Source organism: Onishia taeanensis, from assembly GCF_013349955.1.
In the GTDB taxonomy this organism is placed as follows: Bacteria; Pseudomonadota; Gammaproteobacteria; order Pseudomonadales; family Halomonadaceae; genus Onishia; species Onishia taeanensis_B.
Genome location: NZ_JABVXC010000013.1, coordinates 32,768 through 58,315, shown reverse-complemented (window position 1 = coordinate 58,315; position 25,548 = coordinate 32,768). Strand labels below are relative to the sequence as shown.

The 25,548-nt window shown below is 57.5% G+C and carries 22 protein-coding genes; 7 read left to right on the top strand and 15 right to left on the bottom strand.

All coding sequences use genetic code 11. The features are described from left to right. Positions 1-181: 181 nt before the first annotated feature. From gyrB to dnaA, 4 genes are all read right to left on the bottom strand, one after another. Positions 182-2,602 (bottom strand): DNA topoisomerase (ATP-hydrolyzing) subunit B, encoded by a 2,421-nt coding sequence (gene gyrB / locus HUS66_RS14305; protein ID WP_175071687.1) that lies wholly within the window; start codon positions 2,600-2,602, stop codon positions 182-184. Positions 2,603-2,605: 3 nt separating this feature from the next. Next, on the bottom strand, positions 2,606-3,715 hold the full coding sequence (recF, locus tag HUS66_RS14300; protein ID WP_112055678.1) for a DNA replication/repair protein RecF: 1,110 nt from the start codon (positions 3,713-3,715) through the stop codon (positions 2,606-2,608). Positions 3,716-3,779: 64 nt separating this feature from the next. After that, positions 3,780-4,883, bottom strand: coding sequence for a DNA polymerase III subunit beta (gene dnaN, locus HUS66_RS14295; RefSeq protein ID WP_112055677.1), 1,104 nt, complete (start codon positions 4,881-4,883; stop codon positions 3,780-3,782). A gap of 61 nt (positions 4,884-4,944) precedes the next feature. Next, positions 4,945-6,414 carry a chromosomal replication initiator protein DnaA gene (gene dnaA, locus HUS66_RS14290; protein ID WP_175071684.1) on the bottom strand — a complete coding sequence of 490 codons (1,470 nt, stop codon included), beginning with the start codon at positions 6,412-6,414 and terminating at the stop codon, positions 4,945-4,947. A gap of 569 nt (positions 6,415-6,983) precedes the next feature. Between dnaA and rpmH the strand changes: the two genes are divergently transcribed. The 4 genes from rpmH (at position 6,984) to mnmE (ending at position 10,798) form a co-directional block, all read left to right on the top strand. Next, entirely contained in the window at positions 6,984-7,118 is a 135-nt protein-coding gene (gene rpmH, locus HUS66_RS14285; RefSeq protein WP_092388829.1) for a 50S ribosomal protein L34, read from the top strand. A gap of 13 nt (positions 7,119-7,131) precedes the next feature. Beyond that, positions 7,132-7,509: a ribonuclease P protein component gene (gene rnpA / locus HUS66_RS14280; protein ID WP_175071682.1), complete on the top strand. Its 378-nt coding sequence runs from the start codon at positions 7,132-7,134 to the stop codon at positions 7,507-7,509. A 111-nt stretch (positions 7,510-7,620) separates the two neighbouring features. Next, complete coding sequence (yidC, locus tag HUS66_RS14275; protein ID WP_175071680.1) at positions 7,621-9,324, top strand: membrane protein insertase YidC; 1,704 nt, start codon at positions 7,621-7,623, stop codon at positions 9,322-9,324. A gap of 100 nt (positions 9,325-9,424) precedes the next feature. After that, the gene (gene mnmE / locus HUS66_RS14270) at positions 9,425-10,798 is read left to right on the top strand and encodes a tRNA uridine-5-carboxymethylaminomethyl(34) synthesis GTPase MnmE (RefSeq protein ID WP_175071678.1); all 1,374 of its coding nucleotides are present in this window, start codon (positions 9,425-9,427) and stop codon (positions 10,796-10,798) included. Between the two features lie 122 nt (positions 10,799-10,920). On the opposite strand, the gene HUS66_RS14265 is transcribed toward mnmE, so the two are convergent. The 4 genes from HUS66_RS14265 to rdgB all read right to left on the bottom strand — a co-directional run bounded on the left by HUS66_RS14265 (position 10,921) and on the right by rdgB (position 14,356). After that, the gene (locus tag HUS66_RS14265) at positions 10,921-11,787 is read right to left on the bottom strand and encodes a 23S rRNA (adenine(2030)-N(6))-methyltransferase RlmJ (RefSeq protein ID WP_175071676.1); all 867 of its coding nucleotides are present in this window, start codon (positions 11,785-11,787) and stop codon (positions 10,921-10,923) included. An 87-nt stretch (positions 11,788-11,874) separates the two neighbouring features. Beyond that, positions 11,875-12,552, bottom strand: a complete 678-nt coding sequence (locus HUS66_RS14260; RefSeq protein WP_175071674.1) for an OmpA family protein — start codon at positions 12,550-12,552, stop codon at positions 11,875-11,877. A 41-nt stretch (positions 12,553-12,593) separates the two neighbouring features. Continuing rightward, a complete protein-coding gene (hemW, locus tag HUS66_RS14255; protein ID WP_175071672.1) occupies positions 12,594-13,760 on the bottom strand; it encodes a radical SAM family heme chaperone HemW in 1,167 nt (388 codons plus the stop codon). Next, positions 13,757-14,356 (bottom strand): RdgB/HAM1 family non-canonical purine NTP pyrophosphatase, encoded by a 600-nt coding sequence (rdgB, locus tag HUS66_RS14250; RefSeq protein ID WP_175071670.1) that lies wholly within the window; start codon positions 14,354-14,356, stop codon positions 13,757-13,759. Before rdgB ends, hemW begins: the two co-directional genes overlap by 4 nt. Positions 14,357-14,762: 406 nt before the next feature. Between rdgB and HUS66_RS14245 the strand changes: the two genes are divergently transcribed. From HUS66_RS14245 to HUS66_RS14235, 3 genes are all read left to right on the top strand, one after another. Next, a complete protein-coding gene (locus HUS66_RS14245; protein ID WP_175071668.1) occupies positions 14,763-15,437 on the top strand; it encodes a LuxR C-terminal-related transcriptional regulator in 675 nt (224 codons plus the stop codon). A gap of 56 nt (positions 15,438-15,493) precedes the next feature. Next, positions 15,494-16,930, top strand: coding sequence for a sigma-54 interaction domain-containing protein (locus HUS66_RS14240; RefSeq protein ID WP_175071666.1), 1,437 nt, complete (start codon positions 15,494-15,496; stop codon positions 16,928-16,930). 217 nt (positions 16,931-17,147) lie between these two features. Next, entirely contained in the window at positions 17,148-18,224 is a 1,077-nt protein-coding gene (locus HUS66_RS14235; protein WP_175071665.1) for a transporter, read from the top strand. Positions 18,225-18,306: 82 nt separating this feature from the next. Here the strand turns inward: HUS66_RS14235 and HUS66_RS14230 are convergent, their stop codons facing one another. From HUS66_RS14230 to thiE, 7 genes are all read right to left on the bottom strand, one after another. Continuing rightward, positions 18,307-18,960 carry a hypothetical protein gene (locus tag HUS66_RS14230; protein ID WP_175071662.1) on the bottom strand — a complete coding sequence of 218 codons (654 nt, stop codon included), beginning with the start codon at positions 18,958-18,960 and terminating at the stop codon, positions 18,307-18,309. Positions 18,961-19,041: 81 nt separating this feature from the next. Beyond that, on the bottom strand, positions 19,042-19,740 hold the full coding sequence (locus HUS66_RS14225) for a C39 family peptidase (protein WP_175071660.1): 699 nt from the start codon (positions 19,738-19,740) through the stop codon (positions 19,042-19,044). Between the two features lie 49 nt (positions 19,741-19,789). Then, complete coding sequence (locus HUS66_RS14220; protein ID WP_175071658.1) at positions 19,790-20,194, bottom strand: hypothetical protein; 405 nt, start codon at positions 20,192-20,194, stop codon at positions 19,790-19,792. Positions 20,195-20,325: 131 nt separating this feature from the next. Further along, positions 20,326-21,453 carry a hypothetical protein gene (locus HUS66_RS14215; RefSeq protein WP_175071656.1) on the bottom strand — a complete coding sequence of 376 codons (1,128 nt, stop codon included), beginning with the start codon at positions 21,451-21,453 and terminating at the stop codon, positions 20,326-20,328. A 479-nt stretch (positions 21,454-21,932) separates the two neighbouring features. Beyond that, on the bottom strand, positions 21,933-23,501 hold the full coding sequence (locus tag HUS66_RS14210; protein ID WP_282847423.1) for an AAA family ATPase: 1,569 nt from the start codon (positions 23,499-23,501) through the stop codon (positions 21,933-21,935). A gap of 12 nt (positions 23,502-23,513) precedes the next feature. Then, positions 23,514-24,803: a glutamate-1-semialdehyde 2,1-aminomutase gene (hemL, locus tag HUS66_RS14205; protein ID WP_175071654.1), complete on the bottom strand. Its 1,290-nt coding sequence runs from the start codon at positions 24,801-24,803 to the stop codon at positions 23,514-23,516. Positions 24,804-24,883: 80 nt separating this feature from the next. Next, a complete protein-coding gene (gene thiE / locus HUS66_RS14200; RefSeq protein ID WP_175071652.1) occupies positions 24,884-25,546 on the bottom strand; it encodes a thiamine phosphate synthase in 663 nt (220 codons plus the stop codon). Positions 25,547-25,548: the final 2 nt, after the last annotated feature.

The window sequence follows — 25,548 nt, the reverse complement described above, 5'->3', positions numbered from 1 at the left end:
GCATGCGCCAGGCACTGAGAACACCCTCCTTCCAGAACCAACGACACGAGGCCGGCATTTGCCGGCCTCGTGTCGTTAAGGGATAAAGAAGATGGGACCATGTTTCACGTGGAACATTGGCCTGGACACCAACGTCACGAACAAGCTCGCACATGCCCCATGGTGCCAACCCAGTCGGCGGTCAGACGTCCAGGTTGGCGACCAGGGCGAAGCGCTCGATAAAGTCACGACGTGGCTCCACCTCATCGCCCATCAGGGTGTTGAACATCATGTCTGATGCCACCGCATCCTCGATGGTCACGCGTAGCATACGACGGGTCTCCGGGTTCATGGTGGTATCCCATAGCTGATCGGGGTTCATCTCACCAAGTCCCTTGTAGCGCTGGATGGAGAAGCCTCGCTGGGCCTCCTTCATCAGCCACTCGAGGGCATCATAGAAGGTCGTGATTGGCTGCTGACGCTCACCGCGTGATACGTAGGCGCCTTCTTCGAGCAAGCCTTCCAAGGCATCGCCAAGGCCGGTCATGGCCTGGTAATCGACGCTGCGGAAGAAGTCCATACCCCACACATAATCCGTCGACACGCCATGAGCGGTAAGCGTCACCGCCGGCAGGAAGAGACCGCGTTCCGTATCCTCCTGGAGTTCGAAGGTATAGCGGGGTCCGCCCTCATAAGCAATCAGCGCATCCATCTCGTCCTGCAGCTGGTCGATCCAGCGCTGCATCCGGTCGCGATCCTTGAGGCTCTCCTCTCCCGCCAGGCTCTCGGCATGCACGATCTTGCGCAGCACCTCGCTGGGGTAGACCCGCGACAGACGGTCGATGCGGTTCATGACATCTCGATATTGCTGCACGAGTGCTTCTAGCTGCTCGCCACCGATCCCAGGCGCATCCGCATTGACGTGCAGGCCGGCGCCATCCAGCGCTGTCGTGGTCAAATAGTTGACCAGTGCCTGTTCGTCCTTGAGGTAGCTCTCCTGCTTGCCGCGCTTGATTTTGTAGAGCGGCGGCTGGGCGATAAAGACGTGCCCCCGCTCGATCAACTGCGACATCTGACGGAAGAAGAACGTCAGCAGCAGGGTGCGGATATGAGAGCCGTCAACGTCGGCATCGGTCATGATGATGATCGAGTGATAGCGCAACTTGTCAGGGTTGAACTCTTCGCGACCGATGCCACAGCCCAAGGCGGTGATCAGGGTGCCGACTTCAGCCGAGGACAGCATCTTATCGAAGCGCGCTTTTTCGACGTTGAGGATCTTGCCCTTGAGCGGCAGGATCGCCTGGGTGCGACGATCACGCCCCTGCTTGGCACTACCTCCCGCCGAGTCACCCTCGACCAGGTAGAGTTCGGAAAGACTAGGGTCCTTCTCTTGGCAGTCCGCCAGCTTGCCGGGCAGGCCGGCAATATCCAAGGCACCCTTGCGGCGCGTCATGTCGCGGGCCTTACGAGCCGCTTCTCGGGCACGAGCAGCATCGAGCATCTTGTTGACGATCGACTTGGCTTCGTTGGGCCGTTCCACCAGATAGTCTGAGAACTGACGCCCCATCTCCTGCTCGACGGCCGTCTTGACCTCGGAGGAGACCAGTTTTTCTTTGGTCTGGGAGGAGAACTTGGGGTCTGGCACCTTGACCGAAATAATCGCAGTCAATCCCTCACGGGCATCATCGCCGGAGGTACTGACCTTCGCTTTCTTCAGCAGGCCCTCAGCTTCGATGTAGTTGTTGAGACTGCGGGTCAGCGAGGCACGGAAACCGGCCAGGTGGGTACCACCATCGCGCTGGGGAATATTATTGGTATAGCAGAAGATATTCTCGGCGAAGGTGTCGTTCCACTGCATCGCCACCTCGACGCCAACGCCATCTTCCCGCTCCACGTTGAAGTGGAAGACCGGATTAAGCACCGTTTTATTGGTATTGAGGTGATCGACGAAGGCCTTCAAACCGCCTTCATAGTGGAACAGCTCCTCCTTGCCGCTGCGCTCGTCCATCAGACGAATCGCCACCCCGGAGTTCAGGAATGACAGTTCGCGCAGGCGCTTGGCGAGAATATCGTAGTGAAATTCAATGTTGGCAAAGGTCTCCGGAGACGGCCGGAAGTGCACCCGTGAGCCGCTCTTTTCGGTCTTGCCGACGATCGACAGCGGTGAAGCCGGCACGCCGTGATGATAGATCTGTTCGTGAACCTGGCCGGCCCGCCAGATGGTCAACTTCAACTCTTCGGAGAGCGCATTGACCACCGACACCCCTACCCCGTGCAGGCCACCGGAGACCTTGTAAGAGTTGTCGTCAAACTTGCCGCCAGCGTGGAGCACGGTCATGATCACTTCCGCTGCCGACACGCCCTCTTCCTGATGAATGTCGGTAGGGATGCCACGGCCGTTATCACTGACGGTGATCGATTCGTCCGGATGAATGACGACGCGAATCTCGCTGCAGTGACCGGCCAGTGCTTCATCGATGGAGTTGTCTACCAGCTCGAACACCATGTGATGCAGGCCGGTGCCGTCATCGGTGTCACCGATATACATGCCAGGACGCTTGCGTACGGCATCCAGCCCTTTGAGTACCTTGATGCTCGATGAGTCGTAAGCCTGTTCGCTCATTGACTACTCCGTCGTGAAGTCTTTCATTCCGTATGCCGCCAGCCGGCCATGTTCCACGTGAAACATCGCTACTGGCGTTGTCGACTGCCATACCCCGGAGAGAACATCGGGGTCGACAGTAGTGATGAACACCTGGCACTCCATACGCTCCAGCCACCGGCAAAAAACACGGCGATGGTTGGCATCGAGTTCGGCAGGCAGATCATCGATCAGATAGATGCAGGTGCGCCCGGTGGACATTTCCAGTAATCGTCCCTGTGCCAGCTTCAGCGCGCTTACCACCAGTTTTTGCTGGCCTCGCGACAGCACCTCGACCGCCGGCCGACGCTGCACGCGAAGTTTTAAATCCGCCCGCTGCGGCCCCTGCTGGGTAAACCCCATCTGACTGTCGCTTTCCCGTCCCTGCCGCAGAACCTCAGCCAGGGTCCGCTGCCGATCCCAACCGCGCGAATAACGAAGGCTCAAACCAGGAAGCGGCAGCAACTCGGCTAGCGTGTCCTCGAAAACCGGGAGGAAGGCATCCATATAAGCATGTCGCAAGGCGTCAAGCCGCTCACTCCACTGTGCCAACTCGTGGTCCCAGACATCCAGTGAACGACCGTCAATTCTATCACGCCTGAGCAGCGCATTCCGATGTTTCAGCGCCCTGCGTACGCGCCGCCAGGCCTCGAGGAAATCGTGTTCCACGTGAAACACACCCCAGTCGAGAAACTCGCGACGGGATGAGGGAGAACCTTCCAGCAAACGAAAGGCGTCGGGATTGATCAGCTGCAGGGGGAGCGCTTCGACCAGCTGAGAGACTCGCGCCACCCGCTCGCCTGCCATGCGCATTTCCAGCTCAGACTGGTCACGACGCCGCCGGATGCCTACCGGCAGCGGAGGGTCGCCAACCAGTCGACCATGCAGGGTCATCGTCTGATCGTCATGATCAATGGCATGCTTGAGCTGCTGGGTACGAAAGGAACGCCCCATGCCGAGAATATGAATACCCTCGAGGAGGCTGGTCTTGCCGCTACCGTTGGCCCCGACGATGACGTTGATCCCCGGTTGAGGGGCCATCTCCAAACTGACCAGATTGCGAAGCCCCATGAAGGCGAGACGGTCGAGGGTCATGAAACACTTCCCGGGATACCCGGCGGCGCACCGGGCATCATCCGTGGTGCAGAGGAGGGAGAGATCAGAGACGCATCGGCATGACGACGTACATGGCATCGCCGCCACCCGGCTCTTCCATGAGGGCACTGCTGTTAGGGTCAGCCAGCGTCATCTGCACGCGATCCTCGTCGAGAACCCCTAGCACATCAATGAGATAGCCAACATTGAAGCCGATTTCCAGCGCCGGCCCGGAATACTCGATGGCCACGTTCTCCTCGGCTTCCTCCTGCTCGGGGTTATTGGCCATGACCCGCAGATTGCCCTCTTCGAGGTGCAGCCGGACGCCGCGATACTTCTCGTTGGAGAGAATCGAGGTACGTGACAGAACCTGGCGCAGTTCGGCACGGTCCGCGATGAACACCTTGTCGCCGTTACGCGGCACTACCCGCTCGTAGTCAGGGAACTTGCCATCGACCAGCTTCGAGGTGAAGGTGAACTCACCGGTGTGAGCACGCACGTGCGTGGAGCCGAGCGTCAGGCTGACAGGCTCATCACTGTCGTCGAGCAGACGTGAAAGCTCAAGCACCCCCTTGCGCGGCACGATCAGCTTCTGGGCCGGTTCGACTTCGATGTCGGCTGGACGCGAGCAGACCGCCAGACGGTGACCGTCGGTAGAGACGGTGCGCACCAGGTTGGAGCGCAGCTCGAGCAGCATGCCGTTCAAGTAGTAGCGAACGTCCTGCTGGGCCATGGCGAAGGAGGTCGAATCAATCAGGTGTTTGAGGGTACCCCGTGGCAGGCTCAGCTCAACGCTGCCCTGGCCATCCTCGATATTGGGGAATTCCGCCACCGGCAAGGTCGACAGGGTGAAGCGCGAGCGACCGCTGCGCAGCACGGCACGCCCGTCTTCCAGAACGAACTGAATCTCCGACTGCTCGGGCAGCGACTTGCAGATGTCCATCAGCTTGCGCGCTGGCACCGTAGCCGAGCCAGGCTCATCGACCTGAGTCGGGGCCGTACGACCGATCAATTCGACCTCGAGGTCGGTGCCGGTCAGGGCCACTTGGGTATCCTGGACCTGGATTAGCACATTGGAGAGTACCGGCAGGGTCTGGCGACGCTCGACCACGCCGGCGACCAGCGCCAGGGGGCGCAGCAGGGCTTCGCGGGAGATGGAAAATTTCATGTGTGCTCCACTCTTGTCCTGAATTCGATGACGTGATGCGAAGGTAACCGGTCGGCGGCCATCAGCTGGTCAGCAGGCGCAACAGGTTCTTGTAATCTTCGCGGATGTCCGCGTTCTCTTCCTGCAACGCCTGCACCTTGCGGCAGGCATGCAGCACCGTGGTGTGATCGCGCCCGCCGAAGGCGTCGCCGATCTCCGGCAGGCTGTGGTTGGTGAGCTCCTTGGCCAGGGCCATGGCCACCTGACGGGGACGCGCCACCGAACGCGAGCGACGTTTAGAGAGAAGATCAGACAGCTTGATCTTGTAGTATTCGGCGACGGTGCGCTGGATATTGTCGACCCCTACCTGCTTGTCCTGCAGGGCCAGCAGATCCTTCAGGGACTCACGGATGAAATCCTGAGTGATCGTCTTGCCCATGAAATGGGAATCGGCGATGACCTTCTTGAGGGCGCCTTCCAGTTCACGCACATTGGAGCGAATCTTCTGAGCTATAAAGAAAGCCGCATCATGGGGCAGGTCGACTTTGGCCTGATCGGCCTTCTTCATCAGGATCGCGACCCGGGTCTCAAGCTCCGGCGGTTCGATAGCCACCGTCAGCCCCCAACCAAAACGTGACTTCAACCTCTCTTCTACCCCACTGATTTCCTTGGGATAACGGTCGGAGGTCAGGATCATCTGCTGGCCGCCTTCAAGCAACGCATTGAAGGTATGGAAGAATTCTTCCTGGGAACGCTCCTTACCGGCGAAAAACTGGATATCGTCGATCAGCAGGGCATCCACGCTCCGATAGAAGCGCTTGAAGTCATTGATAGCATTGAGCTGCAGCGCCTTGACCATGTCGGCCACGAAGCGCTCGGAATGCAGGTAGACCACCTTGGCGTTCTCGCTGCGGCCGGCCAACTGGTTACCCACCGCGTGCATCAGGTGCGTCTTACCCAGACCCACGCCGCCATAAAGGAACAGCGGGTTATAGGCGCCACCGGGATTCTCGGAGACCTGGCGGGAGGCGGCACGGGCCAGCTGGTTCGACTTACCCTCAACGAAGGTCTCAAAGGTGAAGTTGGGATTGAGGCCGCTCTGGTGTTTGAGACTGCCCTCGACCTGTACCTGGCGGGCATTACCGGCAGGCCTCCGGGGCCCCTCGTCACGCATCTGACCAATCTCACGCTCATCGGCATAATCGCCCCGAGGTGGCGTATGCACCGCCGGTGCGGCCTGCGCTGGACGCGACCCGGCGGAAACCGGGTTGCCCAGTTCGCGGGGTTGAGGCGCTGGAGCGGCACGCCGACTGCCCACCGTCAGCGACACCTTGGGTGGCTTCGCTGGGGACAGCTCACGCATCAGTTCACTGATGCGCTTGGCGTACTTGTCACTGACCCAGTCACGCACGAAGCGGTTGGGGGCCAACAGGCAAAGCTCGTTGGACTCCCCTTCCTCCGCCTGCAAGGGACGGATCCAGGTATTGAACTGCTGGGAGCTCAGTTCGTCCTGCAGGTAATCCAGACATTGTTGCCAAAGAGCGACAGACACGCGACCTCACCAACCGGTTGACGAAAGACCCGCATTGTAGCGTTCGAGGCTCAGGTTATCCACATGACACGGCATGGTTTTCTCCCTGTGGACAACCTTGCGTCTGTCTCCTTAAGAACCCCTGGATGAACCTGAGGGCAACCACTGGCTGTGGACAGCCCTTCAACTTGTCATCAACTTATCCCCTGAGCGTCCTTCTGGCATCGACCGTTTGCACACAGGCTTGTTGTCCATATAAAAAACTGTAATAAATGACTTATATTGGCTTATCCACAAATATTGTCCCCACTATTAATAACAACATCAGTAAGAAGGTCTAATATAGTTATTGAAGTGGTCATGATGTTTAAAACAGCGAACGATGCTTGCCTGATGAGCGGGTCACTGGATGCCACTGGAACGGCGATGGCAGAGAAAAGACCACGAGAGGTCGACGGAAAAATTGCACCGAGACGGCGAATTCACTAGAATTCCCGGTCTTGAGCCGAATCTACCCGGGTTCCCCGTCGGAGCCAGGGCTTCGCCAATTAGACGTCATGTCCAATTAACCACGTGGGAATCAAATAGTTATGAAACGCACCTTTCAGCCCAGCGTCCTCAAGCGCAAGCGTAACCATGGCTTCCGTGCACGCATGGCCACCAAAAATGGTCGCGCCGTCCTCGCACGTCGTCGTGCCAAGGGTCGCAAGCGTCTGAGCGCGTGATCTCGGATTGCGCTTGCCCCATCAGGACTTTCCCCGGTCGCTGCGCCTGCTGAACGCCGGGGAATACCGTCACGTCTTCGACCATGCGTCACTCAAGGTTCACGGCAAGGGGATGCTGGCTCTCGCCTGTCATAACCCGCTTGGCCACCCTCGTGTCGGCATGGTGTTCAGCAAGAAGACCGTGCGACGAGCCGTCGATCGCAACCGTCTTAAGCGCCTAGTGCGTGAATCCATTCGTCACCAGCAGCATCGCCTACCTTCCGTGGACATCATCGTCCTGGCCCGGCGCGGCGTTCATGAGCTGGATAATGACACTCTGCATCGCCAGCTTCATGGCATGTGGCGGCGTCTGGAAAAAGACGTTCGCAAGCAGTCGGCCTCGCCATCCTGATCGGACACACCGGCGATCCTCGGAGCCTGCCCCTGGCAGGCTTTCGTGTGTATTAACGGGGCAACGATCCCTGCACTGCAGAATGTTCATTTTCCATCGGGCAGGACCCTCATGGACGTAAAACGACTCCTACTGCTGATTCCTCTCGCCGTACTGGCCTATCTGCTGGTGGTACAGTGGAACCAGGACTACGGCCAGGTCACCACTGAGACCCAGGCACCCTCGGTTGCCACCAGTGGCCAACCCACTGGTCAGGACAACGCCGATGAGGCGTCGGGCCTGTCGGTACCAACGACTTCTTCGAACCCGCAAGGGGCATCGGACCTAACCGGTAGCATGAGTGATCCAGCGGCTGCCGACGACAACAGCCGTGCTCTAGTCGCCGTGACCACCGACGTGCTCGACGTTCGCATCGATCCGCAAGGCGGCGATATCGTCTACGCGGCCCTGCTCGATCACAAGCTGACCAATAATTCCGACCAGCCCTTCGTGTTGCTCTCCGACAACGCGAACCGTAGCTTCGTCGCCAAATCGGGCCTCCAGCTCGAGGGACACGAAGGACGGATCGCCTTCACGCCGAGCCAGGCCGACTATCGCCTCAACGAGGGCGATGACAGCGTGGTGGTCGAGCTCAGCGCTACGGTCAACGGCGTCGATGTGACCAAGCGCCTGACGTTCCAGCGCGATACCTATGCCGTCAAGGTCGACTACTTCCTCAACAATGACCGAGGGGAACCCGTCAGCGCACGCTTCATCGGTCAATTGGCCCGGGACAACAGTGCCGATCCGAGCACCGGTTCGGGCATGGGCATGAAGTCCTATCTTGGGGCGGCCTACTCTTCTCCGGAGAACCACTACGAGAAGGTCGACTTCGAGGATATTCAGGACGGCAGCTTCAACAACCGTGATGTCGAGGGTGGTTGGGTCGCCATGATCCAGCACTACTTCACCACGGCCTGGGCTCCTCAGCAGGGCCAGCAGAACCTGTACTATGCGGCCACCGATTCTCGCGGCCGCAATGTCGCCGCCTTCGCCGGTCCGCTGCAGACGCTGGCACCGGGCGGTGAAGCCGCTCTCGGTGCTACCGTCTACATGGGGCCAAAGGTGCAAGAGCGCCTCGAGGCCGTGGCTCCGCACCTGGAGCTGACCGTGGACTTCGGCTGGCTGTGGTTCCTGGCCAACCCGTTGTTCTGGCTGCTCGACCATATCCATGATTTGCTCGGCAACTGGGGCTGGTCGATCGTGGTCCTGACCATAGTCGTCAAGCTGGTCCTGTTCCCGCTGTCTGCCAAGGCCTATAAATCGATGGCCCGCATGCGCAAGCTGGGGCCCGAGATGCAGCGTCTCAAGGAACAGTTCGGCGATGATCGCCAGAAGATGTCCCAGGAGATGATGAAGTTCTACCAGAAGGAGAAGATCAATCCTCTGGGGGGCTGCCTACCGATCCTGATCCAGATGCCGGTCTTCATCGCCCTGTACTGGATGCTGATGGAATCCGTTGAACTGCGTCACGCGCCCTTCATGCTCTGGGTGCAGGATCTGTCGGTGAAGGATCCCTACTTCATCCTGCCGATCCTGATGGGTGCCTCCATGTTCGTGCAGCAGCTGCTGAACCCGACGCCGCCGGATCCCACTCAGGCGAAGATCATGAAGATGCTGCCGGTGATCTTCACCTTCTTCTTCCTGTGGTTCCCGGCTGGTCTGGTGATCTACTGGGTGGTCAACAACACCATCTCGATCCTGCAGCAGTGGTTCATCACGCGGAACATCGAGAACGATCCAAGCGTTGGCAAGGGCATGAAGACCAAGGAGTGATCCTGGTCACCGCCACGCTTCCAGACCCCCGCCCCGGCGGGGGTCTGGCGTTTCTGCCCCCGTCACGGGACAATTCCACGACCTTGTCACCGGAGTCATCATGGCTGCCAGTCGTCTCTATACCCAGGACACCATCGTCGCCCTCGCTACCCCGCCGGGGCGCGGCGGGGTGGGCATTGTGCGCGTCTCAGGGCCGCTGTGTGCCGCGATCGCTCGGCACATGCTGGGCACCCTGCCGCGACCTCGTCAGGCTCACTATGGCCCTTTCCAGGGCCAAGAGGGCATCATCGACGAAGGCATCGCCCTCTACTTCGAGGGCCCGCATTCCTTTACCGGCGAGGATGTACTGGAACTGCAGGGCCATGGCGGCCCGGTGATCATGGACCTGCTGCTCGAATGCTGCGTGCAGCAAGGCGCTCGGTTGGCCCGGCCCGGAGAGTTCTCCGAGCGCGCCTTCCTCAACGACAAGCTGGACCTGGCCCAGGCCGAGGCCATCGCCGACCTGATCGATGCCAGCTCGCGCAGCGCCGCCGAGAACGCCCTGCGTTCGCTGCAGGGCGAGTTCTCGTCCCGCGTCGACGCCCTCGTTCAGCGATTGATCGAGCTGCGAATGTATGTCGAGGCGGCCATCGACTTCCCCGAAGAGGAAATCGATTTCCTGGCCGATGGCAAGGTCGCGGCAATGCTCACCGCGGTCAAGGAAGAGCTGGCGGCAGTGCGGGTCAGCGCCGGCCAGGGGGCCCTAATGCGCGAGGGCATGAGCGTGGTGATCGCCGGGCGCCCCAATGCCGGCAAATCGAGCCTGCTCAATGCGCTGACCGAGCAGGACACCGCCATCGTCACCGATATTGAGGGCACCACCCGAGACGTGCTGCGCGAACATATCCATATCGACGGCATGCCGCTGCACGTGATCGATACCGCCGGACTTCGCGACACACCGGATGCCGTCGAGCAGATCGGCGTCGCCCGCGCCTGGGCGGAGATCGAGAAGGCCGACCGGGTGCTGCTGATGGTCGATGCCAGCATCAGCGAGGCGACCGATCCGATGGCCATCTGGCCGGAATTCGTCGCACGTCTCGCCGACCCGTCCCGGCTGACCCTGGTCCGCAACAAGGTCGATACCAGCCAAGAAGCCCCAGGGCTCGACTTATCCACACCCACCCCGGTGCTGCGCCTTTCGGCGAAGACCGGAGAGGGTGTGGATAACTTGAAGGAGCACTTGAAGACGGTAATGGGCTTTTCCAGCACCACCGAGGGCCGTTTCTCGGCTCGCCGGCGCCACCTGGACGCCTTAGACCGTGCGACGGCGGCCCTGGAAAACGGAGAGGCGCAACTGGCGGGTTACGGAGCGGGGGAACTGCTGGCCGAAGATCTCCGCGATGCTCAGCAGTCCTTGGGTGAAATCACCGGTGAGTTCAGCGCCGACGACCTGCTTGGCGAGATATTCGGCAGTTTCTGTATCGGTAAATGAATGGATCCAAATAGCGAGCCCCGGGCGCGATCAAGCGAAAACCGCTCTACTCGCAAGCCCAGGGCTTCACCGTCACCATTCTATAAGCCTCACACTATAAGCCATACAGACGAAGTGAACGCTTACTCCCCTACCCACCAGCCACTCTCATGGCGGCCCTGAGGGGCCAGGCGTGCGCGGATCAGCGACATGGTTGGGTTCAGCATCTCGTCGAGGCCCCAGGGGGGGTTCATCACCAGCATGCCGCTGCCATACATGCCATGAGAGGCCGCCCCGGGATCCCGAAGGATGAACTCACTGCGCCACAGCTTGCGGAGTCCTGCCCGTTTGACCTCGTCGAGCAGCACATGATGTCGCCCTGCCGGCAGCAATGGATACCAGATCATCACGACCGCATGACGGGCCTTGCGGCCGATCTCGCGAAGGCTAGCAGCCACCTCGGCATATTCTTCCTTGCGTTCATAGCTGGGGTCGATCAGCACGCACAGGCGCGGAGTAGCAACGGGCAGCCGCTTTTTGAGCCCTTCCAGTCCATCGCCATGGATACGCCTAGCATTGTCGGGTAGGGCCTGTCCGCTCAGGTGATCGTGCTCCTTGGGATGGAGCTCGAACAGACTGAGCCGGTCCTGCGAGCGTAGCGCCTGATTCAGCCACCAAGGCGAGCCGGGATAGACCGCCAGATGAGACTTGCCTTCAGGACGTGCCTCGCGCTGTGCCAGATCCAGCCTATCCAGCCACTCGCCAAGCAAGGGATCGCTCTGCCCCAGGGTCTTACGCTCATCCCAGAGCGGCGCCACTCCGTGGCGGTACTCCTCGAGCTTTAGGGTCTCCTCGGCATCCAGGGGATAACTTCCGCGGCCGGCGTGCGTATCGATATACGTAACAGGCGATTTTTTACGTAATAAATAATGCGTAACGGCAAAAAGCGTTAGATGCTTATGAACGTCGGCGAAATTGCCGGCATGGTAGGCATGTTGATAGGCAAGCATAGTCGAATCCACGAAAAAGACCCGCGGGCTGGCTGGCAGGCCCGCGGGTCAGAATGCGGCCTGCCAGAGCAGGCACAGGGTGGCGTATTACTGCTGCTGCTGTTGCATCGGAGTCAGCGTGATCTCGACCCGACGGTTCTGGGCACGACCCTGCTCGGTATCGTTGCTGGCGATCGGCTGATTTTCCCCATAGCCGGTCATCGACAGGCGCATGCCGGCGACGCCGGTCTGGGACAGGTAGTTGCCCACCGCAGAAGCACGCCGCTCGGATAGGCGCTGGTTGTAGTCAGCCGCCCCCGTGCTGTCGGTGTGACCAGCGATATTGACGCGGGTCTCAGGGTACTGTTGAAGCACGTTAGAGACATCATTCAGGGCTGAGCGTGCTGCGGGGGTCAGGTCGCTGGAATCGAAGGCGAAGGTCACGCTGCTCGGCATGTTGAGAATGATGTTGTCACCCTGGCGGTCTACGCCGATACCGGTGCCTTCCATGCTCTGGCGCAGCTCGGCTTCCTGGCGATCCATATAGGCGCCGATACCGCCACCGGCAGCTGCACCCACCGCGGCACCGATCAGCGCACGGTCACGGCTGCTGGAACCACCATCACCACTGATCATGCCTGCCATGGCACCGACAGCGGCACCGATAGCTGCACCGGTTCCCGTGTTGCTGCGTTGGGTCTCGCCGGTGTTGGAGTTGGTGGTCGAACAGGCGGCCAGCGTCAGGGCTGCAGCCAGCGGCAGGGCAAGGCGAAAGTATTGGGTCATACGGTTCATACTCCTTGGGGTCACGAACTCGTCACCTTGGGTTAGTCGTCACTGACCATAGCCAAGAGATCATTGAGAAACAACAAGCCTTGAGCAGAGGCTCGCAGATGCGAGGGATCTTCCACAAGTAATCCTTTTTTGCGCGCTTCCTTCAGCGACCGCTCCAATTGCTCGAGTGAACGTCCGGTATGGCGTACCCAGGTGTCCGAAGGGACGCCCTCGACCAGGCGCAACGTGTTCATGGCGAATTCGAGCACTAGGTCCTGTTCAGGAATACGCTGGTGGCCGGCGACAAAGCCGCGGGGATCATTCAGGCGACGCAGATAGGCCTCGGGCTGGCGGCTCTTCCAGCGACGCTCGATCTCCAGCCCCTGTCTTCCCGGCCGGCTCAGCTTGCCATGTGCACCGGCGCCGATACCCAGATAGTCGCCAAAGGTCCAGTAATTCAGGTTATGACGTGCTTCACGCCCGGGGCGACTGTAAGCCGAAATCTCGTAGCGATGAAAACCGGCCGCTTCGAGTTGGTCATGGCCCTTGTCTTGAATCTTCCAAAGCGTTTCTTCTTCGGGCAAGGCCGGCGGATGGGAATGGAATTCGGTATTGGGCTCCAGGGTCAGCTGGTACCAAGACAGATGATCGGGGCCGAGCGCTAGCGCCTGCTGAAGATCGTCTTCCGCCAATGCGGGGTCCTGCCCGGGCAGGCCGTGCATCAGATCCAGGTTGATATTGTCAAAACCGGCATCCCGCGCCTGCTCGAAGGCATGCTTGGCATCGTTACCGCTGTGAATGCGGCCCAGCGCTGCCAACTGCGATGACTGAAAGCTTTGAATGCCCAGGGAGAGCCGGTTGATCCCCGCTTCCCGATACCCTTCAAAGCGATCGTGCTCGACGGTACCCGGGTTGGCTTCGAGCGTGATCTCGATGTCCTCGGCCAGCGGCAACCTGAGGCGAAGCTCAGCGATGAAACGGCGATAAAAGTCGGCCGACATCAGGCTCGGCGTTCCCCCACCGATAAAGATGCTGACCAGCTCACGCCCGTCGGCCAAGGGAAGATCGGCATCGAGATCGGCCAGCAACGCCTGGAGGTAGGTATCCTCAGGCAGGTCTGCTCCATAGCCCACACCGTGGGAGTTGAAGTCGCAATACGGACATTTGCGAACGCACCACGGCACATGGACATAGAGCGCAAGAGGCGGCAGGGCACTCATGTTGCCAGTTGCTCCAATAATGCCTGCATGGCCTGGCCTCGGTGGCTGACACGATTTTTCTCATCGCCATCTAGCTCGGCGGCTGATCGGCCAAGGGAGGGTAGCCAAAAAAGCGGATCATAACCGAATCCACCTTCACCCCTTGGCGAGAAAAGGATCTCGCCATCCCAGCTGCGTTGCACGATCAGGGGAACCGGGTCATCGGCATGGCGCAGATAGACCAGCACACACCAGTAGCGTGCCGCCCGCTGACCTTCTGGCACCTCGGCCAAGGCGGCGAGTAGCTCGCGGTTGTTGGCATCGTCGCTTTTCGGTACCCCGGCATAGCGGGCGGAGTAGATCCCAGGGGCCCCATTCAACGCGTCCACCGCCAAGCCGGAGTCATCGGCGAGCGCGGGCAAACCACTCACTCGACATGCTTCGCGTGCCTTGAGCAGCGCATTCTCGACGAAGGTAAGGCCGGTTTCCTCTACCTCAGGTACCTCATACTCTGCCTGCGGATGTACGGCGTACCCCAGGGGTGCCAGAAGGCGATGAAACTCCTGCAGCTTTCCGCTATTACCACTGGCCAATACCAGTCGTTGCATGGTCATCATTTTGGCTCCTGCTAGAGAAATGCCACCATTTTACGCTCCAGGCCACGCCTGTGACATCCAGCACTGGGGAGGAGGGATAGGCTTCGACGATTAGGAATGTCACCGAAAAGCACGAACCCAGCCCGCTCAACAATCAGTTACATTATGAAAATCGACTCAGCGTTATGCTTCAGCCGGCTCATCCTGGACTCGGTAAAAACAACTAACTATATGATATATATAGTGTAATAAGAAAATGATGGTGGCCAGCAGTTGCCATTCCGATAGGCAGGTGCAAGCTATTTTTGTAACTAAACTTTACAAATAGGCCGGAACAAGCAACGCTTAGGCGAGAGATCGGCTATACATATGGATCATATGAGGCGTCATCCTATCGGATGATGAAAATTTCGCCGGAGTACAGGTCATGAATCATCCAGGCATTTCAATCCTGCTCGTCACGGACTGCAACCCCCAGTCTCAGCTCTTCATCAACTATATTCATGAGCAGTTAGATGAGACGGTCACTGCCCTTCCACCGGATGCACAAGTCATTCCAGATGGCAGTAGCAAGAACATCGTGTTGCTGGACACGAACCATGTGGCGGAAGAAGCGATTCAGCAATGGCACAACCTGTCGCTGGAAAATGAGACCGTGGTGCTCGCGGCCCTGAATCTTCGCGATGAGGATCACGCTGCCGACTTACTGGCGGCCTACCACCTACAGGGCGTTTTCTACCGCAACGATAGCTTGCTATTGACCTGCAAGGGGATCAACCGACTCATCGAAGGCGACCTTTGGATGTCGCGTAGCCTGATGGCACGGCTGATAAACTTCTATCGGCAGCAGCAGCGCAATGCGTATCGCCCGGTTTGTGGGCTGACACACCGCGAAATGGAAATCATCAGCCTGCTGAGTTCTGGTGCTTCCAATACCGATATCGCCGATAAACTTTTTGTCAGCGAACATACCGTTAAATCGCACCTTTACAATATTTTCAAAAAAATAAAAGTCCACAACCGTATTCAAGCAATGAATTGGGCACGGCAAAACTTGGCGACTAGCCCTGCCCCATTAAAAAAAATTCTCAAAGGAGCTTGAAAAAGCAACTAGAATAGCCAGCTTCTCTATATCTTTTAAAGATAAAGGTGAATCGAATGGACTCGCCTGAGTTCTTCATTTTCCCCCATGAGTGCTCTCCACATATTCGGGATAAGCTTGATATACTCGAGGAAAAAGGCTGGATAGGAATTTCGTCTGCTAAGTTGCAAGTTAAATCGCAAAATGAGGGAAGTAGAATACCTATCGGGCTCATACCTATTCATAGCTCAGATGAGGATGAATTATCTACGCTTGAAGAGTCCATCAGTGCTTACCCTGATATGGACTGGGTCGGATGGTTGGTAAATGACCCGGCCTCTTTTCGAGCTAGTCACGTACTCGAGACATTTATATTACGCAACCTTTTCGTCTTTCATGAGCACGATGATTCCGTTGATGACATCATTATTTCATTATTTCGCTGCAAGGCGATGTCACTGCTAAGGAGAGAAAACAGTGCAAGATCCCCTCGCGAGGGAATGAAGCAGGGTAGCATGCTAAAAATGTTAGGTAACACAGCATCAATGAAGGGGCTGTTTTGTAACATCAAAAAAGTGGCTGCAGTCGATGCTCCCGTGTTTATCAATGGCGAGTCCGGAACAGGCAAAGAGCTGACAGCCCGAAGCATTCATGAAATATCAGCACGTAAACATGGCCCTTTCAATGCCGTGAATTGTGGTGCTTTGCCGACCCATCTCATTCAGTCCGAACTTTTTGGTCATGAAAAAGGGGCCTTTACAGGGGCGATAAAGCGCAAGGTTGGACGCATTGAAGCGACTCAAGGAGGAACGCTTTTCCTGGATGAAATAGGGGATCTTCCGCTCGAAATGCAAGTTAACCTACTACGGTTTCTAGAGGACCATAAAATACAACGCATTGGCGATACGACTGAAATATCAGTAGACGTCAGGGTATTGGCAGCGACTCATGTCGATTTGAATAAGGCGATCGAAGAAGGAAAGTTCCGAGAGGACCTCTATCACCGTTTGAATGTACTCCATATCTCAGTCCCTCCCTTAAGAGACCGTAGCCAGGATATTGGACTTATATCTGATCATTTCTTCGATAAATTTTCAGGTGAGACTAGAACCAGAGCTCGTGGCTTCAGCAAGGACAGCAGAGCTGTGATGCAGCAGTATCAATGGCCAGGCAATGTCAGGGAGCTCATCAACCGCGTAAGGCGGGCTACGGTGATGTGCGAGCATCGTTTGATTTCGCCAGAAGATTTGGGGCTGGAACGACGCAGTCATGACTGGCGAGAACCGCTCACGCTGGAAAAGGCCCGTGAGATCGCCGAGCATGAAGTCATCAATGCCGCCTTGGTCAGGAACAAGTACAAGGTACAAAAAGCTGCCAAGGAGCTAGGTGTCTCCCGTGTAACACTCTATCGCCTAATGGAGAAGCATCACCTATCTCGCCAAGCTACCGAAGGATGTGATACCCAAAAGACCATTTTTGAAACTTCCAATATAATAAATTCATCATCTATCTAGCGGGTAGGCAACTCATTACTCACAATATTTTTTTATCCTGAACGCAAATTTCTTGAGGCCGGCTATAGATGCACTAAGCTTGCCTATGGGTAGGTAAGAAAATAAGCACTCATCATTAGCTGGCACATCATACCTGATACGAGTAAACCAACATGATCGAGATCAATCGATCAACACATTGTTGGGGTCAAAGGGGCTAAAAAGCGAGGGGACGACTATGCACGAGATGACCAAAAGGGTAATCATTTTACCCAGTCTGCTAACAATGATGGTGGCTGGATCCTCATACGCCCAGACATCTGACGATCAGAACATGGAGCAGGTCGGCCAGCCGCCTCCTGCACAGGAAAAACAGCCAGAAATCCAGGCAATTCCCGATATAGGTGGGGTACTGACGCCTCAAGGTCGGTTTGTACTAGAGCCTGAATTCCAATACTCACACTCCAGCGTCAATCGACTGACCTTCCGCGGTGTCGAAATACTCAGCACCCTGCTGATCGGCGCCTTGAATGCCGAAGATGTTGATCGGGATACCTGGACGACGTCGCTGACAGGGCGCCTGGGGGTGACCAATCGACTGGAGCTCGAGCTCAAGGTTCCCTATGTCTATCGTGAGGATACGGTTACTACTACCATTGCAGAAGTTGAACCCTCATTTGATCAATCACGCTCTCTCTCCGGCGATGGCTTGGGTGATATTGAAGTTGCTGCCCACTATCAGCTCAATCGTAACCTCGATGGTGGTCCCTTCTACGTCGGCAACCTGCGCTACAAGTCAACAACGGGCAAGAGCCCCTTCGAGATAGATCGTACCGATGATGGTATAGAGCGGGAGCTGGCCACAGGCTCAGGCTTCCATTCCATTGAGCCCAGCCTGACCATCCTGTTTCCATCAGACCCGGCCATCTACTTCGCTAACATCGGCTATCTTATTAACCTCAAGAAAGATGTTAATGAAAGGATCGGTGAATTTGTCATCGGTGAAGTGGACCCCGGTGATGCTATACGCATGAGTTTTGGCATGGCCTACGCCATCAACCAGAAGTCTTCCTTCACGATAGGCTATAAGAATGATTTCATTGGTGAGACAGATACTGAGTTTACAGACCCTGATACCGGGATTAAGACCACACAAACGGCTGAATCTTTAAATGTCGGCTCTATGCTACTCGGGTGGTCTTACCAAATTGATCCGGATGTCGCCCTAAGTTTAAACCTTGAGTTCGGTGTCACTGAAGATGCTCCCGACACTACACTGACACTACGCGCGCCTTTTGGTTTTGATGTTTTCTAAACAACTGGTTTTTAAAAGCCGTACTGTAAAATAAAAGGCCTTCAATGAAGGCCTTTTTAATATATAAAATTAAATAAAATCTCTAAAAACTCCTGAATGAACGCATAATGGCGGACTGTGTCTGTGAGGATTGAAGTGCTTCAGCATTTCTCAACGTCACACTGACGTCAATACTCTGAGAAATATTCTGTCCGGAACCATTGCTTACAACGGTACTGATAATGGCATTTCGGGTGATATTATGAAGCGCCGCCGTGAAACTTCCAGCGTCGGAAAAAGCCACCCCGGAAAAATCTGCAAGCCCTGCCAGATTGAATGTCTTCGGAGCAACCTGGGTAACAGATGTACCATTAGGGCTGATACTCGTGGCATTTGGCGACAGGTAGGTAGTTTCCTCTGAGACGACATTGATGCCGGCCTGGCTAAATGCTAATTGCGTCTGCATACGAACCATGCCGTCGATTTTGGTCTGCAAGGTGGCACCGAAGTCCACATCAACACCACCAATCGAAAAGCCGCCACGCAGTTCTTCCATGTCATCCAAGGGGATGACATCCGCATGGGAGTGCGTATAGATATCTTCATTGAGCGGTGATGCAGCCGCCTCACTTAGAATCAAGCTTTCTGCTTCCACTGTGCCAGGCACCAACACCAGGCCTGCTACTACCAACGCAGTGAGGGCAGCTCCATGCACCTTGCAACAGCTCCCCTTCTTGATGCTCCTTGACGCTTCCATGGTTTGCCACTCCTGTGGTGATAAACCAACCATTGCTAAATAGTATAGGACCTAGTCAAAAGCCGGTTAAGGCTTCGATAACTAGCGACCCAGCTCATTGCGACCCGGCAGAGGCAACATGGCCGAACCAATGGCCGAGCGCTGCATACCTCGCTGGAGAGGAGAATTCGGCCTAACCTGCCAATCACGATCATTATTGAAATACTGTTTTGCCAGCAGCATGTCTTCACGAGCGCCTAGCACGGTTCCGGTCCATAACGTCTCGAAATGTTCCTTGGGAACCACCACAGTGCCAACCGCTGGATCACCAACCAGTACATTACCGTCGTCCATTCCCTTGATCACCACGAAGTGCTTGTATCCGCCGGTATTGATTAGAGTAATGGCAGGTAGTCCAATGCCGATAAAGTCTTCTAGCTTCACACGGAAACCATCGGAATTAAGACCCTGTGAATCCAGATACTGCTTCATGTCAAGCATGGAAAAACCATAGGTACGAATCTTGTCCGCATCGCCACGATTAATCATCGATTCAAAAACTTCAGCTTCGGAAGTAGGACGCTCATAATGATAAGTCAGCAGTGTCGCGACGGCAGCGGAACCACAACTGAAGTCATACTGCTGACGTACCACGCTTTCCCAACGTAACTCATTGAGACTTTCAGCTTTGACATTAAAAGAGCCAAAGGGACTGACAATCGTCACTGGCCCTGCCCAAGCCGGCTGAGTCGCTAGGCTCAAAAAGGCTGCTATCGCGGCTGAACGAAAAAACATCGACATCAAACTCTCCCCCTTTTGATATCATCACTAGCAATCAATGGCGCAAGCATCACTGGGGGTTTGCGATGTAAACACTAATACCTACTGCACCACTTACGGCATTGGCATTACCCGTCGTGATATTGAACACACCTACACCGCTGTAACTATTTAGCGAGTCTGGCTGGATGTTTACATTACCGGTCACCACATCTCCGGAAACATTGAAACTGGTCGTGTCCACCGATGTATCAATATTCTGAATACTCTGGACATTGGTAAGGTTAATGCCCTCGCGGCCTCTTTCTTGCTGCATTTCTTCCATGTCGAGACTATTACTATCATCGAAGCCGGTAGCGGTAGATGAGACGGAGGTGTCGGCATAACTCAATTGACTCATACCGGCAGCAGCGATTAGCCCGGCAGCGATGAGAATTGCTTTGTACCGAGGCAAAAAGATACGGACTGCGCACATGGCCTGGCACTCCTTGCTATGAAAACTCGTGATGAGCAACAGGCTGGCGGAGCAAGCCCCGCCAGCCGTTAACCATTACTGCTCAGGAGGAGTTCATCCCGACCTTATGTCATGTCGGTCGAACCCAACCCTCAGTTGCCGATGCTGACGTTGCTGTGCGCTGCCACATTGGTCCCGGCCAGTTGGGAGTTGTAGATCCCGGTTGAGACGTTCATGTTGGCGATGCCACCGAAGTTGCCAGCCGCAACACTAACGTTGGCTGCTCCGGTGCTCAGCAGAGCCGCTCCACCAGCGCCGCCGGCGCCACCAGCTCCGCCGTTACCGGTAGCGGCCGTTGCGGCTCCACCAGTACCGGTGCCGCCACCGCCGCCACCGCCGTTGCCTGCACCACCGCTGCCGGTAGAAGCCGTGGCAGCAGCGCCGTTACCGCCGGCCCCGCCAGTACCGGAGCCTGTGCCAGATCCAGCACCGGTGCCGTCGCCGGCAGTAGCATTGCCCGCAGTCGCGCTAGATGATGACGTGGAGCTTGCCGCTGTGCTCTGGGTATTATCATCATCCAGATCGTCGTTATAGTTTGAAGCAAAGCCACCAGCCATCGAACCGGAGCCGGCTGCTGAATCAGCCTCGCCGCCTGCCCCCAGACCCAAGCCTGCGCCCAGCCCAGTGGCATTGCCGCCATCATCACCGTCGCCGCCATTGGCATCGGCATAACCGCTGTTGCCACCGTTACCGTTTCCGCCAGCACCGCCAGCACCCAGACCCACGCTAATGGCACCGGCATCACCGCTAGCAGCGCCTGCACCACCACCAGCCCCAGCACCGCCGGTGACATTGATACGAGCCCCTGTCACCTTGGAGCTCATCTCCTGCAGCGAGATCACGCTGGTAGAGGTGTTGTAGGATTCGCTCATGGACCAAGCGTCACCACCACGACCGGTAGATCCGCCAGCGCCGCCGGTACCGGAACCTGCACCAGCACCAGCAGTACCACCAGCGCCGGCATTCATGCCTGAAGAGGTATTGTCATCGTCCAGGTCCAGGCTGTTATCGGCGTCACCGCCTGAGGAGCTGCCGCCCCATCCCATCCCGAACCCACTGCCCCCGTTGGCACTGCCGCTGCTACCACCTACCGACAAGGCGGTTGAATGAACCGTCTGGTCTGCTTTGTCGGCAACGCCAGCACTCGGGTTGGCATGTGCAGCCGAAATTGCCATCACCAGGGCCAGCATTGATGTACCTGCGATTACATAGTTCTTCATGACCGTTTCTCCACTCTGGATATGATCCCTTGCTTCTCGCTGCGAACCATGACTCGTCAAAGAACCGGTAGCGGTCAGTGGCTGGCGACATTCATTCGCAGTCGTTATTTACAGGGCATAATGCGTGCCAGTTTTTGTGAAACGGTTTGTAAAACACTGTAAGTATCAGGAAATAAAATAGCGGTAGCCCGGAGCGCCACAACATGGTTTTACAAAGCGGCGGTCAGATGGCTTGGAAAGTGTTTCATCCTTGCAACACTCCCTGGGAAAAGCTCAGGAATTAGACAGATTTGTTTTTAAATTCAATCAATTAAGGTGTTATCGCCAGTGATGCATTGGTGATACAAAAAGCCGGCACTGGGCAATCCAAGCACCGAATAAACACGGGAGAAGAGGGGAAAATCTAGTGGAAACAATGCAGTGAAGTACGTCGTATCCTTTTGTAAATAGGCATACGACGACTTCTTGGGGCGGGCGCTTCAGAGCTTATTCATATGCTGATGGATCAGTTCCGCCAGCGTCTCGCTGGCATTTCCGGCGGTGGTGTCCAAATGAACCAAATGGTGGCGTTCCTCTTCGCTGAAAGGCTCAAAGTGCTTGAGCTGCCGCTCGAGCACCGAGAGGCTCGCCTCGGATGGATCGCCCCCCAGTCGTGCACGCTTCTCGATGCGTGACCGCAGGGTAGCCTCGTCTGCCTCGAAACTGATGATCAACACCGCCAGTCCTCGGGCCTCGGCCTGATCCGCCAACAGGTCACGCTGCGATTGCTTCAGACAGGTGGCATCGATACACACCGACAGCCCCGCTTCGAACAGAGTGCCGCTGATATGCGCCAGGTGCCGGTAGGTCCGCTCGGTCGCCTCCGGGGTATAGATATCCACACCCTCTTGCCGACTATCCGCCTGTGGAGCGAATCCGAACAGGCGCTTACGCTCGACATCGGAGCGCAGACGCACGCCGCCCAGACGCCTGACCATTTCGCCGGTGAAACGGCTCTTGCCACTACCCGAGACACCGACGCCAATCAGTAGATAGGGAAAGCGGAACTCGCTATAGCCTTCGGCCAGCAAGAGATGGCGCTGGTACTCAGACCAAAGCGATGCTCGCTCATCATCGGTTAGGTCGGGTTCGGCATAGCGCAGCATAGCGACCTTGGCACGCACCAGGGCCCGATAGATTTTGTAGTAGTCCAGTACCCGCACCAGCGCATAATCGCCTGAGAGCTCCAGGTAACGATTCAGCGCATGGCGGGCCAGCATTAGCTCGCCGCGGGCTTCCAGATCCATCAACAGGAAGGCCAGGTCACAGCCGACATCGTTCCAGCGCAGGGCATCATTGAACTCGATGCCATCAAACAGCAGCGCCCGGCCCTGATGGCGCACCGCGTTGCCCAGATGAATATCCCCATGCGTCTCGCGAACGAAACCTTCGCGATGGCGCTCGGCAAACACCGGTGCCAACCGCGCTTCCATTTCGTTGACACGCTCCTGTAGCGCCTTCAGCCGCTCGCCATCATCATGGCCAGGCAGCCGCTCGCCAATCAACAAGAACTCCCGGGCGACGATCTCGCGAGTTGACTCGGCACTCCCATGGTGGCTCGTCGCCTCCACCCTAGCCGCCTGCTCGTGAAAATCCACCAGTTGATCGACCAGATCGTCGAGCAGCTCCATCGACAGCTCACCTTCGGCCTGCAGGCTGCTGAACAGGTGGCGATTGCTGAACTGGCGCATCTTCACCGCATATTCGAAAGGCACACCGTCCCCGTTGAGGCGAGGATCCTCGGGCGAGCCACAGATCGGCACCACGTCCAGGTACAGGCTCGGCGCCAGGCGCCGATTGAGGCGCACCTCCTGCTCGCATAGTGCGCGGCGTTTCTCCAGGGTCGAAAAATCCAGGAAGCTGCCGAAATCGACCGGCTTCTTGATCTTGTAGGCATAGTCGCCGGTCAGCAGGATCCATGAGATATGGGTCTCGTGAATCTCGATATCGCCTACCGGATGCTCGTAGCAGGCCGCCTGGCGGAGGGCCTGAATCATGACATCGCTCACCGAGATGCCTCCTCAGGCTTCGTTCATGGCGGCAAAGGCACGCTCGGCGCCATCCAGGGTAGCCTGAATGTCTTCCGGCGTATGGGCGTTGGACATGAAGCCGGCTTCAAAGGCCGAGGGGGCCAAATAGATTCCCTCGTCGAGCATCAACGAGAAAAAGCGGCGGAACGCCTCGGCATCGCATGCAGTCGCCTGCGCGAAGTTATCGACCTGCGACTGGGCGGTGAAGAACAGCCCGAACATGCCGCCGGCCCGTTGGGTGATCATTTCGATGCCAGCAGCATCGGCCCGGGCCTGTAGGCCATCGCAGAGCGTATCGACGCGCTGGGTAAGGGCGTCATGGAAGCCCGGCTCCTGAATCTTGGTCAGCAGAGCGATGCCCGCTGCCATGGCCAACGGATTGCCGGCCAGGGTGCCTGCCTGATAGACCGGTCCCAGCGGTGAAAGCTGCTCCATTACCTCACGCTTGCCGCCAAAGGCACCCACCGGCATGCCGCCGCCGACGATCTTGCCCAGGCAGGTCAGGTCCGGGGTTACCCCGAAGTGCGCCTGGGCACCCCCCTTGGCGACCCGAAAACCGGTCATGACCTCATCGAAGATCAGCACGCAGGCATGACGGTCGCAGACCTGGCGAAGCGACTCGAGAAAGCCCTCCCGCGGCGGAATGCAGTTCATGTTGCCGGCCACCGGCTCGACGATGATACAGGCCACTTCATCGCCGATTTCTGCAAAGCAATCTTCCACCGCATCGATATCGTTGTACGGCAGGGTCACGGTGTGCTCGGCAAGCGAAGCCGGCACCCCCGGCGAGCTCGGCACGCCATGGGTCAGGGCGCCGGAACCAGCCTTGACCAGCAGCGAGTCGGAGTGGCCATGGTAGTTACCCTCGAACTTCACGATCTTGTCACGCCCGGTATAGCCACGGGCCAGACGGATCGCCGACATGGTGGCCTCGGTACCCGAGTTGGTCATGCGCACCATGTCGATGGACGGCATGATCTCGCAGATCAACTCGGCCATGCGGGTCTCGATGGCCGTCGGGGTGCCGAAGGACAGCCCCATGTCGAGACGCTCACGCACCGCGCCCAGCACGTCCGGGTCAGCATGACCGGTGATCATCGGCCCCCATGAGCCAACGTAGTCGACGTAGCGCTTACCCTCGACGTCATGCAGGTAGGCGCCCTGAGCGCGTTCGATGAACACCGGCGGGCGATCCATGCCCTTGAAGGCACGAACCGGCGAATTGACGCCGCCTGGGATGTGGCGACAAGCCTGTGCGAAGAGCTCTGCTGAGGTGGTCATGGAAGCCTCTCGGTCAGCGAATATTGTGGATAAGTCTCTGGACACTGCGGATAACTTTCGGTGAGTGCCCTGTGGATAAGCTATGAATCAAGCGCTGCCGCGGCCAAGCGACGGTTAAGCTCACTAACACGCGCCTCGGGATCCTGGCCGCCGAATACCGCGTCCACGGCGGCGACGATATCAGCGCCGGCCCGACGCACCTTGGCGATGTTGTCGGCCGCGATGCCGCCAATCGCCACCCGCGGCAGGCCGAAACGCCCGGCCTCGCCGAGCAGTGATAGCGATGCCGGCGGCGCGGAAGATTTGGTACGGGAGTCAAAGAAGCGTCCAAAGGCCAGGTAAGACGCCCCCTCGGCCGCAGCCCGCTCGGCAAGATCCAGCCGCCCATGACAGGTGACACCGACGATCGCCATGGGGCCCAGCCGATAACGAGCTCCGTCCACATGGCCATCCTGCTGGCCGAGATGTACTCCGACTCGCCGGTGGCCAGCCGAGCGCAAACGAGCGGCAAGCGCCACGTCATCGTTGATGATCAGCGGAACCTCAAACGTCGCACAGCGCGCCGCCAGTTCGCTGGCCTGGCGCCAACGCTTTTCGCTGTCGCCGGATTTGTCTCGGTATTGCAGCAGTGCCAAGCCACCGCGCAGCGCAGCATCGCAGGCACTGAAGAGGCGCTCGTCATCCGACAGCAGGGCCTCATCGGTAATGGCATAAAGGCCACGAGTCCATTCAGGCTCAATCATGG

Coding starts and splice junctions, on each gene's coding strand:
- gyrB (WP_175071687.1), bottom strand. CDS start 2,602: ATGAGCGAACAGGCTTACGACTCATCGAGCATCAAGGTACTCAAAGGG.
- HUS66_RS14260 (WP_175071674.1), bottom strand. CDS start 12,552: ATGACCCAATACTTTCGCCTTGCCCTGCCGCTGGCTGCAGCCCTGACG.
- HUS66_RS14215 (WP_175071656.1), bottom strand. CDS start 21,453: ATGAAGAACTATGTAATCGCAGGTACATCAATGCTGGCCCTGGTGATG.
- HUS66_RS14240 (WP_175071666.1), top strand. CDS start 15,494: ATGGACTCGCCTGAGTTCTTCATTTTCCCCCATGAGTGCTCTCCACAT.
- yidC (WP_175071680.1), top strand. CDS start 7,621: ATGGACGTAAAACGACTCCTACTGCTGATTCCTCTCGCCGTACTGGCC.
- dnaN (WP_112055677.1), bottom strand. CDS start 4,883: ATGAAATTTTCCATCTCCCGCGAAGCCCTGCTGCGCCCCCTGGCGCTG.
- recF (WP_112055678.1), bottom strand. CDS start 3,715: ATGACCCTCGACCGTCTCGCCTTCATGGGGCTTCGCAATCTGGTCAGT.
- hemW (WP_175071672.1), bottom strand. CDS start 13,760: ATGAGTGCCCTGCCGCCTCTTGCGCTCTATGTCCATGTGCCGTGGTGC.
- HUS66_RS14265 (WP_175071676.1), bottom strand. CDS start 11,787: ATGCTTGCCTATCAACATGCCTACCATGCCGGCAATTTCGCCGACGTT.
- rdgB (WP_175071670.1), bottom strand. CDS start 14,356: ATGATGACCATGCAACGACTGGTATTGGCCAGTGGTAATAGCGGAAAG.
- HUS66_RS14235 (WP_175071665.1), top strand. CDS start 17,148: ATGCACGAGATGACCAAAAGGGTAATCATTTTACCCAGTCTGCTAACA.
- mnmE (WP_175071678.1), top strand. CDS start 9,425: ATGGCTGCCAGTCGTCTCTATACCCAGGACACCATCGTCGCCCTCGCT.
- HUS66_RS14230 (WP_175071662.1), bottom strand. CDS start 18,960: ATGGAAGCGTCAAGGAGCATCAAGAAGGGGAGCTGTTGCAAGGTGCAT.
- rpmH (WP_092388829.1), top strand. CDS start 6,984: ATGAAACGCACCTTTCAGCCCAGCGTCCTCAAGCGCAAGCGTAACCAT.
- hemL (WP_175071654.1), bottom strand. CDS start 24,803: ATGACCACCTCAGCAGAGCTCTTCGCACAGGCTTGTCGCCACATCCCA.
- thiE (WP_175071652.1), bottom strand. CDS start 25,546: ATGATTGAGCCTGAATGGACTCGTGGCCTTTATGCCATTACCGATGAG.
- HUS66_RS14225 (WP_175071660.1), bottom strand. CDS start 19,740: ATGTCGATGTTTTTTCGTTCAGCCGCGATAGCAGCCTTTTTGAGCCTA.
- HUS66_RS14245 (WP_175071668.1), top strand. CDS start 14,763: ATGAATCATCCAGGCATTTCAATCCTGCTCGTCACGGACTGCAACCCC.
- HUS66_RS14220 (WP_175071658.1), bottom strand. CDS start 20,194: ATGTGCGCAGTCCGTATCTTTTTGCCTCGGTACAAAGCAATTCTCATC.